The organism is Segetibacter sp. 3557_3, from assembly GCF_004354985.1.
Classification (GTDB): Bacteria; Bacteroidota; Bacteroidia; order Chitinophagales; family Chitinophagaceae; genus Segetibacter.
In genome coordinates, this window is the sequence record NZ_SMSK01000011.1 from 57,529 (window position 1) to 74,393 (window position 16,865).

Consider the following 16,865-nt stretch of genomic DNA (forward strand, 5'->3'; position numbering starts at 1 on the left):
TGTGGATGCTTAACATCACATGGATCGTCTTGTGTTTCTCGTAATTGCAGACAGAATTCCTTCTAAAAGCGTGGTGGTGCAACTGAAACACTGATATGACCAGTCGGCGAAGCTTTCTTTATCCGCCCTTTCTGGTGACAGATTAGGAAGGGATTTACGGGATATTATAATACTCACTTCTTTACCGAAAAGAAAATTTTTATCACATTGTTGAACCCAATACACATATCATTTTTATTACTAAAAAAGTGAGGGAAAATGAACATCTGCAAAAATGTCTCCAATCGGAGTATGAGAGGGTCTATCTAGGTATAATGATCCTGGGTCTATTTAGCTGTCAGTATTGAGTAAGACAGTTGCAGCAAAAAACCTAACTGTATGCAAATTGTATGCAAAATAAAAGCACTTACTTCCATTTCGGTTATAAGTGCTTGATTTCAATGTGGGCCCACTAGGATTTGAACCTAGGACCACCTGATTATGAGTCAGGTGCTCTAACCAGCTGAGCTATAGGCCCTGCTTCTGCGAAGCGGGTGCAAATATAGAAATTTTACGTTTCTATACGCACTATTTTTGCCGCATGGGCAAAATAAAAAACATCATTTTCGACATGGGAGGTATCTTCCTGGGCATCGACTATAAAAAGACGGAACAGGCCTTTATCGACCTGGGGATTACCGACTTCAACTCCTTCTATAGCCAGCACAAGGCTTCCCCGCTGTTCGAGGACCTGGAAATGGGCAAATGCACCGCTGAGGAGTTCTACGAGGGCTTTTGTTCGGGCACGAAAAGCCAGCTGGAGGCCGAAAAGATCCAAAGGGCCTGGAACGCTATGCTGGGTAGCTTCTCCCACGATACCCTGGAGTGGCTGGAGAACATCGGCAAGAAGTACAAGATCTACCTGTACTCGAATACGAACATCATCCACTTCGAGGCGTTCCAGCGGGGTTTTCGCGAGCTGACCGGTAAAAAGTCGTTTGATGACTACTTTATCAAAGCTTACTATTCTCATACGCTTGGCCTTCGTAAACCTTACCCCGAGTCGTACCTGAAGATCCTTGAACTGGAAGGGCTCAACGCTGAGGAAACGCTATTTATTGACGATACCCCCGTAAACATCGAAGGCGCGAAAAAGGCGGGACTGCAGACGATTTTGTTGCAGCCGCCGGCGTCCGTTCTAGATTTAGACTTGTGAATTTCATGGTGATGAGTGATGAGAGATGGGATATGAGACGTGACGGGATTAGCGTATTACGGATTGGCGAATCAGCAAATCAATAGAACACGGATGACACGGATTGAACGGATTTGAATTTTACCGCAGAGAACGGGAGAAAACAGAGTTTGGCGCAGAGGGGAGGAAGAGAGTTATGAGTGTAAAATTGAGAGTTAAAAGTAGTGATTGGCAAATTTCGGATTTGCGGATGGCGGATGTAGGGAACACGGATGACGGGATTGAACGGCCTTGGTTTTATACCGCAGAGAACGAGAGAGCGGAGGGGAATCGCAGAGGTGACTAGATTTGCGGATGGCGGAGGCATGGAACACGGATTGAAATAGTTATGAGTTATGAGAGATGGGATATGAGACGTGATGTTTGATCGTGTATTCAAGCTGGGCACGGGTTGATTTTTAATTTTGCATTTTACCTTTTGCATTTGTTCACCTAGTTTGATTTTGTAACTTCAACACTGACCAAAGTCCTTAGACCATTAGATACGGACCGATAAATATTGACCCTGAAACGTTGGGCGGTACTCCAGTATTTACCGGAACACGAGTTCCGATCCAAACACTTTTCGACTATATCGCGGGCGGAGATGATCTTAACGAATTTCTCGAGGACTACCCATCAGTGGCAAAGGAAACTGCTATTCAGGTTTTAGAAATGGCGAAACAATCATTAACGACCGAAAAGACGCTTAATGAGAATTTTGCTTGACGAAAACTTACCTAAACAGCTTAAGAATGATTTCTCGCCGGAGCATGATGTAAAGACTGTCAGAGACATGGGCTGGCAAGGCAAAAAGAACGGCGAACTTTTAGGACTCTTCGCTGCCGATGGCTTTGACTTTTTTGTCACGATTGACAAAAATCTTCGCTACCAGCAAAACCTGTATCGCTATGATGTTAAAATATTACTGTTAACAGCCAAAGACAACCGAAAAGAAACGCTAAGAGCTTTTGTCGAAAAAATTCAACATACAATACGTGGTGATGGAAAATTGCAACAAGTAACTGAAGTCTCCTAAATGGTAACACGTTGCAAATTGATTGGTAGTACTACGGAGGATAATGTTGAACAGGACAGGGAGTCAGGTATAAACGCCTTTGTGCTTTTCTATGTTCATATGATTCTATGTGGTGAAAAAGCATCGTTATGGTATTCGCTTCCGACAATTAAAACGACCGCGTTAACCACATAGACACATAGACACATAAGTAGGAACACATAGGTATCTAGTATGTTCCGCGTTGCGCGGTGAAACTACAGTACAAGAGTGCGACGCAACGATGTCCCATTACATTCCGGATGTTGGGTCCAAAAAAAGCCTTACTAATGAGATCGATAGACTAATTCGAGGAAAGGCAGTCTTTGGGTTCTCCCTTTTGACTTTTTGATTTTGACTTTTGACTTCTCGGTCGGCAATATCTTCCTATTCCGATCCCCCTTTTACATTTTACATTTTTAATTTTACATTGGTTCTACTCCTTAATCTCCTCAAAGTCGATATAGTCTTTCTGAACCGGGGCTTTGCGGGTAGTTCCGCCCGTGGGGTCGCTTCCATTTGCCTGCTGGCTATTGTGGGGCTGGCGGGGATCGCGGCCTTGCTGGAAGTCCTGCATCTCTTTCATCTTGCGCTTCATGGTGAGTACCCCCGAAATGACCGGGATGAGGAACCTGACCACAAACTGCACCATTAAGAAACACAGTATAATGAGGAAGATATATTTCGCCATAACCCTTCAAAGGTAATAACCGTTTTTATTTCTCAGGCCCTTTAGCTGACCCCGGTTTCGTTTTATAAAAAGCTTAACTAGGGTTGCACGCACAAACCCATGGGGAACATTTGGTTTGTATCCCAATTTGTACATACATTTGCGGCGGAAAAATGAAACAGCAGAAGGGAACGGTTACCGTTCCCTTCTCTTATTAACATGAGTAACGAAACAGTAATTCAAGCCATCGAACAAATGATTGCGGAAACCCTGGACCCTAGCCAGGGCGACTTCCTGGTTTCCGTACGGATCAAACCAACGAATAACGTTAAGGTATTTATCGACAGCGACGGCGAGGGCGGCATGACCATCGATAAATGTGTTCGCTATAACCGGAACCTTTACAAGAAAATGGAAGAAAGCCCGCTTTTTCCGGACGGGAACTTTTCGCTCGAGGTTTCCTCCCCGGGTTTGACCGAACCGCTGATACTGCACCGGCAATACGTTAAAAACAAGGGCCGTATAGTAGAAGTAATGTTTAAAGACGGTAGCCAGAAAGAAGGGACACTGTTGGAAGTAACCGAAAATGATATCCTGCTGGAGCAAACCATACGCAAGGGCAAAAAAGCAGAGACCCACCAGTTCGTTATTCCGTTCGAAAACATCAAATCAACAACCATTCAAATCCAATTTTAATTCTGAGTAGCGGCTTTTGCAGCCCGGTACTTAAAATTTTTCACTATGGCAAGTATAAATCTTATTGAAGCATTCCAGGAGTTTAAGGACGCCGAAAACATCGACCGGCCGACGATGATGAAAGTAGTAGAGGATGTATTCAAAACGCTTCTCCGTAAAAAGTTTACCAGCGACGAAAACTTCGACGTGATCGTAAACGCTGAAAAGGGTGACCTCGAAATCATCCGCAGGCGCATGATCGTTGAAGACGGTGAAGTAATGGATCCGCTTGCTGAAGTTGCCTACAGCGACGCCGCGAAAATTGAACCCGACTTTGAAGTGGGAGAGGAACTATACGAGGAGGTGGATATTCTTGATTTTGGCCGCCGTGCAATCCTTGCCGCAAAGCAAACCCTTGCCAGCCGGATTAACGACCTGAAGAAAAATGTACTGGTTAAAAAATACAGCGAAAGAATTGGTGAAATTGTAAATGCGGAGGTTTACCAGGTGTGGAAGAAGGAAGTGTTATTACTAGATGAAGAGGGAAGTGAGCTGATCCTGCCTAAATCTGAACAGATCCCGAGCGACTTTTTCAAAAAAGGAGAAAGCATCCGTTCGGTGGTGGAAAGGGTTGACCTGAAAAATAACAATCCGGTAATTATCCTTAGCCGTACGAGCCCGAAATTTTTATCAAAATTGCTGGAAATTGAAGTTCCGGAGATTTTCGATGGCTTAATAGTTGTACGGAAAATAGTACGCGACCCCGGTGAAAGGGCCAAAGTGGCAGTAGAAAGCTTTGATGACCGTATTGACCCCGTGGGTGCTTGCGTTGGTATGAAAGGTAGCAGGATACATGGTATCGTTCGCGAACTGAAGAACGAAAATATCGACGTTATTAACTGGACCAACAACATCAACCTGCTGATACAGCGTTCATTGACTCCCGCCAAGATTACAAGTATGGATATCGATCAGGAAACGAAACACGCCAGTGTTTACCTTAAGCCTGACCAGGTTTCGCTTGCAATCGGCAGACGTGGTGTTAACATCAAACTGGCTTGCGAACTTACCGGCTACGAAATTGATGTTTACCGCGATAATGAAGGAGAGGTTGAAGAGTTTGATATCGATCTTGAAGAATTTGGCGATGAGATTGAAGCATGGATCATTGATGAGTTGAAGCGGATCGGTTGTGATACTGCCCGCAGTGTACTCGAGCTGACCGCCGAAGAGCTGGAACGCCGTACAGACCTGGAAAAAGAAACCATCGACGAAGTTAGAAAGGTATTGAGCGATGAATTCAATAAAGAATAACGGATATTTGTATGTAACCGGTTGTCGATAAACTGGCGCATCGTTGCCGCCTCCGACATCCTGGTTGAAATGGGTCACAGCTTCAGCCGCATACAACTTCCATAACAGCCTATTGAGACCATCCTGGCGCCAGGATACTGTTTAAAAGTTTTTTAAACCCACAGGTGCAGCGAAAAGACTGCATTTTGTTGTTATAGAGTCGGAGTATTGAACAACGATGTTAAAGCGAACTGAAAGTATCGATCTGCGTAAAGAAGCTGTAAAAACATTGGCTTTCCACGTAGTTTCAGATTACTTTTGGGGCCACCAGTGACGTGGCAATTGAACATATAAAAAAATTGAATGTCAGAACTTAAATTACCAAGGTTATTAGCGGCTGCAAAAGAGTTTAACGTCGGGCAGGACACCATTGTGGAGTTCCTGGTGGCGAAAGGCTTTAATAAAGATGATCTTAAGCCCACCGCCAAACTTGGCGAAGATATGTACCTCTCGCTTCAGCGTGAGTTCCAGGGAGATAAGCAGGCTAAAAACAAGGCCGACCTGGTAGAAATACCAAAAGGAGTACAACAGGAAGGACGGAAAAGAAGAGACGAAGAAGAAATTAGCTTTGTTAAGAAAGACGAACGGAAGCCAACAACCGCTGTTCCTCCTGCACAGCCGGCAGCCCCGGCACCAGCACCTGCTCCGGCCCCGGTTGCAGCAGCACCCGTAGTGGAAGCACCTGCTCCCGCACTGGTTGTTGCACCTGAGCCCGCACCAGCACCTGCCCCTGAGCCCGTTATGCAGGCTGAGCCGGTTGTTGTTGAGGCACCTCCTGCACCAGCACCCGTAAACGAAAAGCCGGTTCCTGCACCTGTGGAAGATCCGCTTCCGCCAACAGGGGCACCAGCAGCACCAATAGAAGAACCCGTTACCGCTCCGAAAGAAGAAGGTGGTGGTACCATGCGTATAGAAGCACCTGAAATCGAAGGATTGAAGGTGATCAATAAGATAGACCTTTCTACAATCGACTCTTCTACAAGACCGAAGAAAGGCATGAAAAGGAGAGATGAGGGCGATGCCCCCGCTCCTGCAGTTGCGCCAAGACCTGCACCTGCTCCCGCTCCTGTATCAGGCCCGGTTGCACCTGCACCGGCGGCACCAGCACCTGCACCGCAGGTACGGCAGCCTGCACCCATTCCAATGCCACAACAGCAGCCTGCAGCTCCGCTTGCACCCGCTGCAATGGCGCCTGCCGCAAGCCTTGAAGTTTCAATGCCGGTAGTCACCAACATTAAGGCAGACAGGATTGAAGGTCCGAAAATATTGGGTAAGATAGAATTGCCCGTACACAACGATACCCGTCCGAAACCCAACCAGGAAAAACGCAAACGCAAACGTATCCCGGTTGACCGTAAGGGCGACGCGCCGGTTCAAAACCCGAACCAGCAAACACAGGGTACCCCCGGTGGCTTCCGTCCCGGAATTACACCGCGTCAGCCGGACAGGCCACAACCGCAACCCGGCAGCAGACCTCCGATGGGTGGTGGCTTCAACCGTCCGCCGCAGGGTGGACCAGGTGGTCCACGCCCAGGTCAACCAGCCGGCACGGGTGTTCCACCAAGTGGCAACCGTTTCGGACCACGTTCTTCAGATAATAAGCGCAGAGAAGATAAAGAGATCGACCAAAAAGAAATCCAGGAGAAGATCCGGGAAACACAGGCAAAACTTGCCGGTGGTGGTGGTCGCGGAAAGAGCCTGAAGGCAAAATACCGCAAAGCCAAGCGGGATGGAGTTTCCGATCATGCAGGAATGGATGGGGCAGACGACAACAAACTGTTGGTAACCGAGTTCATTAGTGTTAGTGAACTCGCCAACATGATGGATGTAAGCTTTGCCGAGGTGATTGGTAAATGTATGGGCTTGGGTATCATGGTTTCGATCAACCAGCGTTTGGATGCGGAGGTTATTGAATTGGTAGCCGGTGAATTTGGCTACGACGTAGAATTCATCGACATGGAGGCGCAGGCCGAACTGGAAGATGAGGAAGACGATGACGACGCAGATGAACTTGTACCAAGGGCTCCAATCGTTACGATCATGGGTCACGTTGACCACGGTAAAACGTCGTTGCTTGACTATATCAGGAGTGCAAACGTGGTAGCCGGTGAGGCCGGTGGTATCACCCAGCACATTGGTGCCTACGAGGTAACTAATAGTGCAGGTAAGAAGATCACCTTCCTGGATACACCCGGTCACGAAGCGTTTACCGCGATGCGTGCAAGGGGAGCCAAGGTAACCGACATATCCGTAATCGTGGTTGCTGCAGACGATGCAGTAATGCCTCAAACAAAAGAGGCCATCAGTCACTCGCAGGCTGCAAGCGTACCGATGATTTTTGCGGTGAATAAAATTGATAAAGAGGGTGCAAATCCACAGAAGATATACGAACAGCTCGCTTCAATGAACCTGCTGGTAGAAGAGTGGGGTGGTAAATTTCAAAGCCAGGAACTGAGTGCGAAGAAAGGCCAGAATGTAGACTTACTACTTGAAAAGATCCTGCTTGAAGCAGAATTGCTCGACCTGAAAGCGAATCCTAACCGCGAAGCGACAGGTACGATTGTGGAAGCAACCCTCGACAAGGGTCGTGGATACGTTGCTACCCTGCTCGTTCAAAATGGAACCCTTAAGCAGGGCGACATCATGGTGAGTGGACAGTTTTATGGTAAGATTAAGGCGATGTTCAACGAGCGAAACCAGCGTTTAACAGAAGCGCCGCCAGCAACACCGGTTCTTGTTCTCGGTTTGAATGGTGCGCCGCAAGCAGGTGAGAAGTTCAAGGTTTACGAAGACGAAGCAGAAGCAAAGGAGATCGCTACAAAACGTGCACAAATCTTACGTGAGCAAGGCTTAAGGGCAAGGAAACACATTACCCTTGATGAGATTGGACGTCGTTTGGCACTGGGTAACTTTAAAGAGCTGAACCTGATCATCAAAGGTGACGTGGACGGATCGGTAGAGGCACTGAGTGACTCATTACAGAAGCTTTCTACAGAAGAGATTGCTGTTCGCGTTGTACACAAAGGCGTCGGACAAATCTCTGAAAGTGATGTATTGCTTGCAACTGCTTCTGATGCGATCCTGATCGGTTTCAACGTACGTCCTTCCCTGCAGGCTGCAAAAGTTGCGGAAACCGAAGGATTGGAGATCAAGTTGTACTCGATCATCTACACCGCAATCGACGAGATCAAGAGTGCGATGGAAGGTATGCTTGAGCCGAAGTTCCAGGAGAAGATTACTGCGAATGTTGAGGTTAAAGAGGTCTATAAATTCGACAAGGCTACTGTCGCAGGTTGTATCGTTATCGAAGGAAAGATCTTCAGGAACTCGAAGATCCGTGTCATCCGCGATGGTATTGTTGAACATCCGAAAGGAGAAGGTGCAAGTGCTGAACTTGGATCGCTTAAACGCTTTAAAGACGACGTGAAAGAGGTAACCACGAATATGGAGTGCGGTCTGACAGTCAGGAATTACAGCGACCTGAGGGTTGGCGACATCATCGAGGCATTCGAAGAAGAAGAAGTAAAGAGAACATTGTAAAATAACCGGAAGCACTAAAGCTTTCTAAACCATAGCTTCGGCAAAGTGATTAATCCCACTTAACCGAAGCTATTTTTTTTGTTAAATCAGTCCTGGCCTGCCGTATTCACTTTTGTAATCAATATTTTTGATACCCTTACAAGTCTTTATGAAATACATTTTTTCCCTTTTTATTTTACTCTCTGCACTTACCATCACTGCAGTTGCCCAGCCTAAACGGGTGATTGCCGATAAGATCGTTGCGCAGGTGGGTGACAAGATCATCCTGCTTTCCGACATCACCAATTCGATTGCCGATATTCAGCGGCAGGGCGGACAACTTCCGCCGGAACCGGAGTGTGCGCTTATTGAGGCACAGCTAATTCAAAAGGCGCTGGTGCTGCAGGCAGAAAAAGACTCCCTGGTTGTAAGCGACGACGAACTCGAAGCATCGCTGGAAAACCAAATCCGCGGTTTTATCAACCAATATGGTTCAAAGGAAATCCTGGAAGAGGTTGCCGGAAAATCGGTTTACCAACTAAAAGAAGACTTCCGCGATCCCTTCAGGGAACGTAGTCTTGCTGACCAGATGCGTAAGAAGATCATCGACAATATCAAGATTACGCCTACTGAAGTAAAAACCTATTTCGAGACCATACCCAAAGACAGCCTTCCGTATTACGAAAGTGAACTTGAGGTAAGTGAAATTTTGGTCTATCCCAAGTCAAACCGCGATGTTGAAAGTTATGTAACAAGGGAGTTGAATGATTTCAAACGGGACGTAGAGGCTGGTACTAAAAAGTTCGAAGTACTGGCACGCCAGTACACCGAGGACCCCGGAAGTAAAGAAAGTGGTGGACAGTATAATATCAATCGCAACGATAAAATCTGGGATCCTACCTTTCTTTCTGCAGCCTTTAAGTTGAAGGAAGGTCAGATTTCCCCGGTAATCAAATCCAAGTTTGGACTACACATTATTCAAATGGTAAGTCGTGCAGGCGACGACGCAATCATTCGTCATATTCTTCGTATTCCTCCGGTGACCGATGTCGAGGTAAAAGAAGCCATTGAGAAGATGGATAGTGTTCGTTCGAAACTTGCAGCAGGGGCGATGTCGTTTGGTGAAGCCGTTAGTAAGTTCAGTGAAGATGAAGGCTCCAAGTTTAACGCCGGCCAAAAGCAAAATCGTGAAGGATCAACATATATTACCATCGATCAGCTGGATAAGGATCTGGTGATTGCATTAAAGGATATGAAGGTGGGCGACTACTCTCAACCACTTGCATTTACCGACGAAAGAAACAGGAAGGCTGTTCGTATCGTTCACCTGAAAAGCCGAACCGAACCACACCGCGAAAGCCTGAAGGACGACTACAACAAAATAGCACAAAGAGCACTGGACGAAAAGAGGTCGAATACGCTTGAAAAATGGTTTGCCTCGCATATTCCAGGCTACTATATCCAGATTGATAAAGACTTTACCAACTGCAGCACCATAAAAGAATGGGTTAGCAAAGCTGTTGTAAGTAAATAACTACACCTAAGGTAAATGCCCAAAGCCCCGCAAAGTTGCGGGGTTTTTTGTTGAATGAAGAACCATTGAACACGGATGACACGGATAGTAGGGATTTGAGACATAGATTGCGTCCTTCAGAGAAAGTTTTATGGACCCGGCTATTGGGGATTCTTAAATGCATAACTATGAATGATGAATGCTGAATTATGAACGCAGAACCCTGACTAACGAGTTTTCTACAATAGATAATTAATTTTTAAGGACCAGGCCACAGGAATGCTATTAGGCATCCTTGCGTCGCACTCTTGTACTTTGTGAGCTTTACGGAGCGGATCATCTCTTTAGGAAATGTAAAATGTAAAATTAAAAATGAACCCCTGCCCAGCTTGGATACACGACCGAAAATCACTCTCATCTCTCATCACCCATAACTCATAACTTCTTCCATCCGTTCAATCCGTGTCATCCGTGTTCCATTAATCCGCCATTCGCCAATCCGTAATCCGCCAATCCAATCACGTCTCATCTCTCATCACCCATAACTCATAACTTCTTCCATCCGTTCAATCCGTGTCATCCGTGTTCCATTAATCCGCCATTCGCCAATCCGTAATCCGCCAATCCAATCACGTCTCATATCCCATCTTATAACTCATCTCTATTTCCATCCGCAATTCGCCAACCAGTAATATGCTAATGGAACCTCTGCTTCTCTCATTGTCTGCGGTGGAGAAAATGCAAAATGTAAAATGAAAAATGTAAAAAGGAACTTTCTGCACGATTAGCATTTTTAGTGCACGGATGATAAGCGAAGCAAGATTTTCACGTTTCAACTGATCAACCAATCAACATATCAACTATTCCCAATCCGCACATCCGCAATCCGTAATCCGCCATCCTCGCCTCTGCGCAACCTCTGCTTCTCCCGTTCTCTGCGGTGGTATAATGTAAAATGAAAAATTTAAAATTAAAAAGAACCCGTGCACAGGATCTGATCGCAAGCAATCCGCACATTCGCCAATCCGTAATCCGCTAATCCAATCACGTCTCATATCCCATCTCTCATAACTCATAACCTCATTCGATCCGTTCAATCCGTGGCATCCGTGTTCCATCAATCCACAATTAGGCAATCCGCAATTAGGCAATCTAAATTTGGTAAATTAGATGTACGTACATATATTTGTATCGTGAAATTGGAAGAGGCAATTCAAAGTACGAAGTTCAAGGACCAGAAGCATAAGGCAGTATTGAACCTGCTTTATACGGCATGGTGGCTAAAAACCCTGATGAGCCGCGATCTTAAGGAAGTCGGGCTAACACATGAGCAATATAATGTGTTGCGCATACTCAAGGGTAAACACCCTGACCAGATGTGTGTTCGTGATATTGGCTGTAGAATGATAGAAAACAACAGCAATGTGCCCAGGATTATTGATCGTCTGCAGCTCAAGAAATATGTTGAACGCTCAGTATCCGAAGAAGACAAACGCGAAACAGTGATTACCCTTACCACAGCCGGACTGGATATCTTAAAAGCAGCAAATGAGCGTGTTGACAAGGTTTTTAACGAGTTTATCCAATTGGAGGAAAATGATGCAGGCGTACTGAACGATTTGCTGGAGCAGTTGCGTGAAAAACAGTGATTTTTTTTGACCTAATAGGTGTACATACACCTAATTGTCAAATAAGCGGCCCTGATGACTTAACGATAAAACAAAGGAGTTGTATGAACACATTAAGAACAATCAAGTCCCTGGTATATGCCGGCACCCTCGATTTGGGTGGAATGCCGGTTCGCCAGGCATTCCCTTCGGCTAAAATCGGCCAGGTAGATCCGTTTTTGCTGCTGCACCATGCTGACCTTAAAGTTCCATCCCACATACCGGTTAAACAGGCAGGGGTTGGGCCACATCCACACCGGGGATTTTCACCCGTTACCATTGTTTACAAAGGAGGGGTTCAGCACCGGGATAGCCGCGGAAATGTGAATGTTGTTTATGAAGGTGGCACTCAGTGGATGAATGCCGGTATGGGGATCATTCATAGTGAGCGTCCACCACAGGACATTTTTGATAAAGGCGGCAGACAAGAAATCGTACAACTGTGGGTGAACACACCGGCTGCACACAAGATGGACCAGCCTTCGTATTTCCCCCTTAACGCTGAAGACACGCCAACAATCATAAGTGAAGACGGGCTTGTAAAAGTCCTGGTTCATGCAGGTGAACATGCAGGTAAAAGGTCGCCCGTTCCAACGCTTTCGCCTGTTAACGTCATCAGTCTGTTTATTCAAAAGGGTGGCAGGTACCAACTTGAAGTGCCTGTTGAACACAGCGCATTCTTTTATGTGTTAAAGGGCAAACTGAATTATAAAGGTGATGGAGAAATTGAGGCGCACTATGCAGCAATCCTAAACAATGACGGAAGCGGCTTTGAACTTGAGGCGTTAGAAGACGCGGTTGTCCTGCTTGGCAGCGGCACTCCCCTGAACGAAGCCGTTACATCGCACGGACCCTTTGTAATGAATAACCAAACCGAAATCATGGAAGCATTCCGCGATTATAAGCTTGGTAAAATGGGGGTACTCATCGAAGATTAAAGCAAACAACTTATATAAATTTCTAACTACTAAAACAACAAACATGGCTACTTACAAAATCGATCCTACGCACTCCGACATTACTTTTAAGATCAAACACCTGATGATCTCCTCTGTTACCGGGAGCTTCAAAAAGTTTGATGCTACATTCGAAACGAACAGTGCCGACTTTACGGATGCTACCATAAACTTCGAAGCGGATGTTAACAGCATTGATACCGGCAATGAGCAACGTGATGCGCACCTGAAAGCCGATGACTTCTTCAACGCAGAACAATTTCCTACCCTAAAGTTCTCTTCCACCAACGTAGAAAAGGAATCAGACGAAGAATACAAGGTAACCGGGAACCTCACCGTACGGGATATTACAAAGCCGGTTGAACTGAAAGTAGATTTCAACGGAACCATCGTTGACCCCTGGGGACAGGAAAGACTTGGTTTTGAGATTAATGGCAAGATCAATCGTAAAGAATTTGGCCTTACCTGGAGTGCACTTACAGAAGCCGGTGGACTCGTGCTCGCTGATGACGTGAAGTTGAATATGAACGTGGAAATGGTTAAACAAGCTCAATAAATTATAACGGTGGATGGCAGTTTCCAAAGCTGCCATCCACTTTCATTTTTGGCAATTATGCAAAAAGCACTGTTCCCCGCAGCCGATCGCGGGCAAAAAGATATCGGTTGGTTATTGAGCAAGTTTACTTTTAGCTTCTCTTCGTACCGTAATCCAACCAGGAATGGCTTTGGCCTCTTAAAGGCGTTTAATGATGATCGTGTTGAAGCCGGTAGAGGGTTTGGTTTACATCCGCACGGCAATATGGAAATCATCAGTATTATGCTGCAGGGGAAAATGAGCCATAAGGACAGCATGGGCTATAACGAAGTAGTGGAAAAAGATGGGGTTCAGATCATGAGTGCAGGCTCCGGTTTGCGGCATGAAGAATATAATGTGGGTGACGACGACGTAAAGTTTCTGCAGATCTGGATAGAGCCAAAATTGCAAAATATTTCGCCGCGTTACCAACGGCGTTCCTTTCCGCGTGAGAACAGGATCAACAAGCTACAAACGGTTGTAAGCAACGAAGAAGGCGCCGAACACTGCTGGATAAACCAGAATGCTAAACTTAGCCTGGGCTATTTCGAGGGCGGGCAAACAGCCAATTATGTGCTTAACCCAACCAATAAGTGTGTTTTTGTGTTTGTTACCGAAGGCGAAGTGGCAATTGATGGGGAGCGGCTGTTGCAAGGAGACGGGCTTGGTATATGGGAGGCAGATCAATTTGACATCCGAACTGAAGGTGGGGCCCAGTTTATTGTAGTGGAAGTTCCGGTAAATCACTAGTACTAGCATTTGATGTCAACAATGCTCAGCTAAAGATAGAATTGCAGTACAAGCCTTTGGTTTTTCTGGTACCAGCATTGGTTTTCTATGGCATCATCGTCCCGACTTGCCCCGAACTCATTGGCAAGTTGGGAGCACTTGATCGGCAGGAGCAATAGGCAGCTTCGGTCTTCAACTCAATGCGTTCTAACTTCTCAGGATCTTTTGATATAGCCATTGTTTTAAAAGTGGGTTTACGTATTTGCGTGCCTGCGATATGAAATCAGCAGTAAGTTTAGCCAAATGGGCTGAGTTGCAAGGCATCTATAATTATTAATGAACTATGAATATTGAGATTGTTTCGGGAAGTCCAAGAAAGGAGAGCACCACGTTCAGACTGGCTATTTTTCTGCAGGAGCAATTGCAGCAAAAAACACCACATGATGTTGGCATTTTAGATGTGCGCGAATGGAACTTTCCGACCCTCCAGGAAGAAGTGTATTCGTCTGAACAAAAAACGCCCGATCACTATAAGCCGCTTGCCCGGCGAATGTTTGCGGCAGATGCATTTATCTTGCTTACCCCCGAATATAACGGCAGTTATACTCCACCACTAAAAAATCTATTCGACCACTTTCCAAAACAGCTGCACAAACCGTTTGGCATTGTAACCGCGTCAACGGGTTCGCTTGGGGGTATACGGGCGGCATTGCAGTTGCAACTGCTTATATGCGCTTTATTTGGCATACCTAGTCCCTACATGCTCATTACACCACAGGTAGATAAAAAGTTTGATGCGTCAGGTAACCTGGTTGATCTGTCGTTTACAAATGCGGTCAACAGTTTTATTTCCGAATTTCTCTGGCTGGCTGAAAGGTTGAAAACACCTGAGCTGGTTCGAGTAGATTGATATATAACATTAATAAAGGAATATTCTTAATACCTTCGCGGCTTCTTTTTTAAAACCTTCCATGAGCGACGAAATAAAACATGAATGCGGCCTCGCATTCATCAGGTTGAGGAAATCGTTTTCGTATTATCTGCAGCAATATGGCACCGTAATGTATGGCTTGAACAAGCTGTACCTGCTGATGGAAAAACAGCACAACCGTGGCCAGGATGGTGCCGGGCTTGCAGCGGTAAAGCTCAATGTTGAACCGGGTTACCCTTTTTTACACCGGATAAGAAGCAATGCCAATCAGCCGATTGCCGACCTTTTTGCAACAGTTGGAAGGGAGATGAACGAGCTTGAAAAGTACCAGCCCGATATTCAGAAACATCCCGGATTGTTGAAGGGACACCTTCCTTTTCTTGGCGAACTGCTGTTGGGTCACCTTCGTTATGGCACCCAGGGGCGCAACAACGTTGAGTTTTGCCATCCTTTTATAAAACGCGATACCATACCTGCCCGCAACCTTGCACTCGCCGGTAATTTCAACCTTGTAAATACAGATGAACTTTTTGACCTGATCAACTTTGATCCGGGGGAGTTCTCAAAGCAAAGCGATCTTGCTGCGATGATCGAGGTTATACATCACTTTCTTGTTCAGGATGATGGCGCCGGGCAACATGATCTTGATGTTGCTTCTGTTCTCCGGAAGTCTGCTTCTCTGTTTGATGGCGGCTACACCATTGGGGGACTGATCGGCAATGGTGACAGTTTTGTACTCCGCGATCCACATGGTATCAGGCCCGCATATTATTACATTAACGATGATGTGATTGTAGCTGCAAGTGAACGTGCAGCCATTCGCACCACCTTCAACGTTGGTGAAAATGAAGTGCTCGAACTGATGCCGGGCAGCGCATTGCTGGTGAAAGACGACGGATCGTATACCATTGAGCAGGTATTGGATGCGAAAGAACGACGGGCCTGCAGCTTCGAGCGGATCTATTTTAGCCGTGGAAGCGACGAAAAGATATACCGTGAGCGGATTGCACTGGGTCACCATCTGAGTAAACCTGTGTTGGAATCCATCAATCACGACCTCAAGAATACCATATTCTCGTATATACCCAACACCGCTGAGATTGCCTTTATTGGTCTTTGCAAAGGCATGGAAGATTACCTGAATCAAACCAAGGTTCAACGTATTATCAGCTGGGGTAAAGACATCGATGAAGAGAAACTTTCTGCTATCATCAACCGGAAGATCAGGCAGGAAAAGATTGCGATCAAAGACGTCAAGCTGCGCACCTTTATTACCCAGGATTCGAATCGTAACGAAATGGTGCAACACGTATACGATGTAACCTATGGTACGGTTCGCAACTGGGAAGATACACTGGTGGTAATCGACGACTCCATTGTTAGAGGCACCACGTTAAAGGAAAGTATTGTAAGAATGCTTGCCCGTTTGAAGCCGAAGAAAATCATTGTGGTATCGTCTGCACCACAGATCCGCTACCCCGATTGTTATGGTATTGACATGAGCAAGCTGGGCGACTTTATTGCCTTTAAGGCTGCAGTAGAATTGCTGAAAGAGCGTGGTATGGAGAACCTGATCGATGAACTTTATACGAGGATTAAAGAACTTGCCCGCACCAACTCGTTACACCTTGAAAACATTGTACGGCAGGTTTACAAGCCGTTTACCACAGAAGAGATTTCCGATAAAATTGCTCAACTTATTACGCCGCAGGATGTAGACATCGACGTTGAGGTAATTTATCAAACCATCGAGGACCTTCATGAGAGTTGCCCTACCAATACGGGCGATTGGTACTTCACCGGCAATTATCCCACACCGGGTGGCAACCGGGTGGTTAATAAGGCTTTTCTCAACTACGTAGAAGGCCGGAATGTTCGCGGTTACTAAGCTGTCCCCGGTTCGAAATGCAACTTTTTAAGCAAACAGGTCATCTGACGCATAAGGCTGTTTGCTGATTGCATTTAAAAAACCGGAAGGTTTATGTATTTGTTTTTTAGGAAAATCAGT

At 45.9% G+C, this 16,865-nt stretch carries 14 protein-coding genes and 1 tRNA gene; 13 read left to right on the forward strand and 2 right to left on the reverse strand.

What is annotated here, in order from left to right:
* Positions 1–443: 443 nt before the first annotated feature.
* A tRNA-Ile gene (locus EXU57_RS15945) sits at positions 444–517 on the reverse strand.
* 63 nt (positions 518–580) lie between these two features.
* Here EXU57_RS15945 and EXU57_RS15950 point away from each other — a divergent pair.
* The 3 genes from EXU57_RS15950 (at position 581) to EXU57_RS15960 (ending at position 2,252) form a co-directional block, all read left to right on the forward strand.
* Positions 581–1,195, forward strand: a complete 615-nt coding sequence (locus EXU57_RS15950) for an HAD family hydrolase (RefSeq protein ID WP_133269234.1) — start codon at positions 581–583, stop codon at positions 1,193–1,195.
* Positions 1,196–1,732: 537 nt separating this feature from the next.
* Entirely contained in the window at positions 1,733–1,942 is a 210-nt protein-coding gene (locus EXU57_RS25915; protein ID WP_410528414.1) for a DUF433 domain-containing protein, read from the forward strand.
* Positions 1,926–2,252, forward strand: coding sequence for a DUF5615 family PIN-like protein (locus tag EXU57_RS15960; RefSeq protein ID WP_165958175.1), 327 nt, complete (start codon positions 1,926–1,928; stop codon positions 2,250–2,252). Before EXU57_RS25915 ends, EXU57_RS15960 begins: the two co-directional genes overlap by 17 nt.
* Positions 2,253–2,706: 454 nt before the next feature.
* Here EXU57_RS15960 and EXU57_RS15965 read toward each other — a convergent pair whose 3' ends face one another.
* Positions 2,707–2,961, reverse strand: a complete 255-nt coding sequence (locus EXU57_RS15965; protein ID WP_133269235.1) for a hypothetical protein — start codon at positions 2,959–2,961, stop codon at positions 2,707–2,709.
* Positions 2,962–3,159: 198 nt separating this feature from the next.
* Between EXU57_RS15965 and rimP the strand changes: the two genes are divergently transcribed.
* The 10 genes from rimP (at position 3,160) to EXU57_RS16015 (ending at position 16,745) form a co-directional block, all read left to right on the forward strand.
* Positions 3,160–3,636, forward strand: a complete 477-nt coding sequence (rimP, locus tag EXU57_RS15970; protein WP_133269236.1) for a ribosome maturation factor RimP — start codon at positions 3,160–3,162, stop codon at positions 3,634–3,636.
* Positions 3,637–3,681: 45 nt separating this feature from the next.
* Entirely contained in the window at positions 3,682–4,929 is a 1,248-nt protein-coding gene (gene nusA, locus EXU57_RS15975) for a transcription termination factor NusA (RefSeq protein WP_133269237.1), read from the forward strand.
* Positions 4,930–5,271: 342 nt separating this feature from the next.
* Positions 5,272–8,508, forward strand: coding sequence for a translation initiation factor IF-2 (gene infB / locus EXU57_RS15980; RefSeq protein ID WP_133269238.1), 3,237 nt, complete (start codon positions 5,272–5,274; stop codon positions 8,506–8,508).
* A 148-nt stretch (positions 8,509–8,656) separates the two neighbouring features.
* Positions 8,657–10,021, forward strand: coding sequence for a peptidylprolyl isomerase (locus tag EXU57_RS15985; protein WP_133269239.1), 1,365 nt, complete (start codon positions 8,657–8,659; stop codon positions 10,019–10,021).
* A 1,172-nt stretch (positions 10,022–11,193) separates the two neighbouring features.
* Positions 11,194–11,649 (forward strand): MarR family winged helix-turn-helix transcriptional regulator, encoded by a 456-nt coding sequence (locus tag EXU57_RS15990; RefSeq protein WP_133269240.1) that lies wholly within the window; start codon positions 11,194–11,196, stop codon positions 11,647–11,649.
* Between the two features lie 83 nt (positions 11,650–11,732).
* Complete coding sequence (locus EXU57_RS15995; RefSeq protein ID WP_133269241.1) at positions 11,733–12,605, forward strand: pirin family protein; 873 nt, start codon at positions 11,733–11,735, stop codon at positions 12,603–12,605.
* A gap of 43 nt (positions 12,606–12,648) precedes the next feature.
* Positions 12,649–13,179 carry a YceI family protein gene (locus EXU57_RS16000; protein ID WP_133269242.1) on the forward strand — a complete coding sequence of 177 codons (531 nt, stop codon included), beginning with the start codon at positions 12,649–12,651 and terminating at the stop codon, positions 13,177–13,179.
* 57 nt (positions 13,180–13,236) lie between these two features.
* Positions 13,237–13,947, forward strand: coding sequence for a pirin family protein (locus EXU57_RS16005; RefSeq protein ID WP_133269243.1), 711 nt, complete (start codon positions 13,237–13,239; stop codon positions 13,945–13,947).
* A 322-nt stretch (positions 13,948–14,269) separates the two neighbouring features.
* A complete protein-coding gene (locus EXU57_RS16010; RefSeq protein ID WP_133269244.1) occupies positions 14,270–14,836 on the forward strand; it encodes an NADPH-dependent FMN reductase in 567 nt (188 codons plus the stop codon).
* Between the two features lie 61 nt (positions 14,837–14,897).
* Entirely contained in the window at positions 14,898–16,745 is a 1,848-nt protein-coding gene (locus tag EXU57_RS16015; RefSeq protein WP_133269245.1) for an amidophosphoribosyltransferase, read from the forward strand.
* Positions 16,746–16,865: the final 120 nt, after the last annotated feature.

What these genes read in the sequence shown, in the direction of transcription:
- EXU57_RS16010 (WP_133269244.1), top strand. Translation starts at nt 14,270, where the DNA reads ATGAATATTGAGATTGTTTCGGGAAGTCCAAGAAAGGAGAGCACCACG.
- EXU57_RS15995 (WP_133269241.1), top strand. Translation starts at nt 11,733, where the DNA reads ATGAACACATTAAGAACAATCAAGTCCCTGGTATATGCCGGCACCCTC.
- EXU57_RS16000 (WP_133269242.1), top strand. Translation starts at nt 12,649, where the DNA reads ATGGCTACTTACAAAATCGATCCTACGCACTCCGACATTACTTTTAAG.
- infB (WP_133269238.1), top strand. Translation starts at nt 5,272, where the DNA reads ATGTCAGAACTTAAATTACCAAGGTTATTAGCGGCTGCAAAAGAGTTT.
- EXU57_RS16015 (WP_133269245.1), top strand. Translation starts at nt 14,898, where the DNA reads ATGAGCGACGAAATAAAACATGAATGCGGCCTCGCATTCATCAGGTTG.
- EXU57_RS15960 (WP_165958175.1), top strand. Translation starts at nt 1,926, where the DNA reads ATGAGAATTTTGCTTGACGAAAACTTACCTAAACAGCTTAAGAATGAT.
- EXU57_RS15965 (WP_133269235.1), bottom strand. Translation starts at nt 2,961, where the DNA reads ATGGCGAAATATATCTTCCTCATTATACTGTGTTTCTTAATGGTGCAG.
- nusA (WP_133269237.1), top strand. Translation starts at nt 3,682, where the DNA reads ATGGCAAGTATAAATCTTATTGAAGCATTCCAGGAGTTTAAGGACGCC.
- EXU57_RS15950 (WP_133269234.1), top strand. Translation starts at nt 581, where the DNA reads ATGGGCAAAATAAAAAACATCATTTTCGACATGGGAGGTATCTTCCTG.
- EXU57_RS15985 (WP_133269239.1), top strand. Translation starts at nt 8,657, where the DNA reads ATGAAATACATTTTTTCCCTTTTTATTTTACTCTCTGCACTTACCATC.
- rimP (WP_133269236.1), top strand. Translation starts at nt 3,160, where the DNA reads ATGAGTAACGAAACAGTAATTCAAGCCATCGAACAAATGATTGCGGAA.
- EXU57_RS16005 (WP_133269243.1), top strand. Translation starts at nt 13,237, where the DNA reads ATGCAAAAAGCACTGTTCCCCGCAGCCGATCGCGGGCAAAAAGATATC.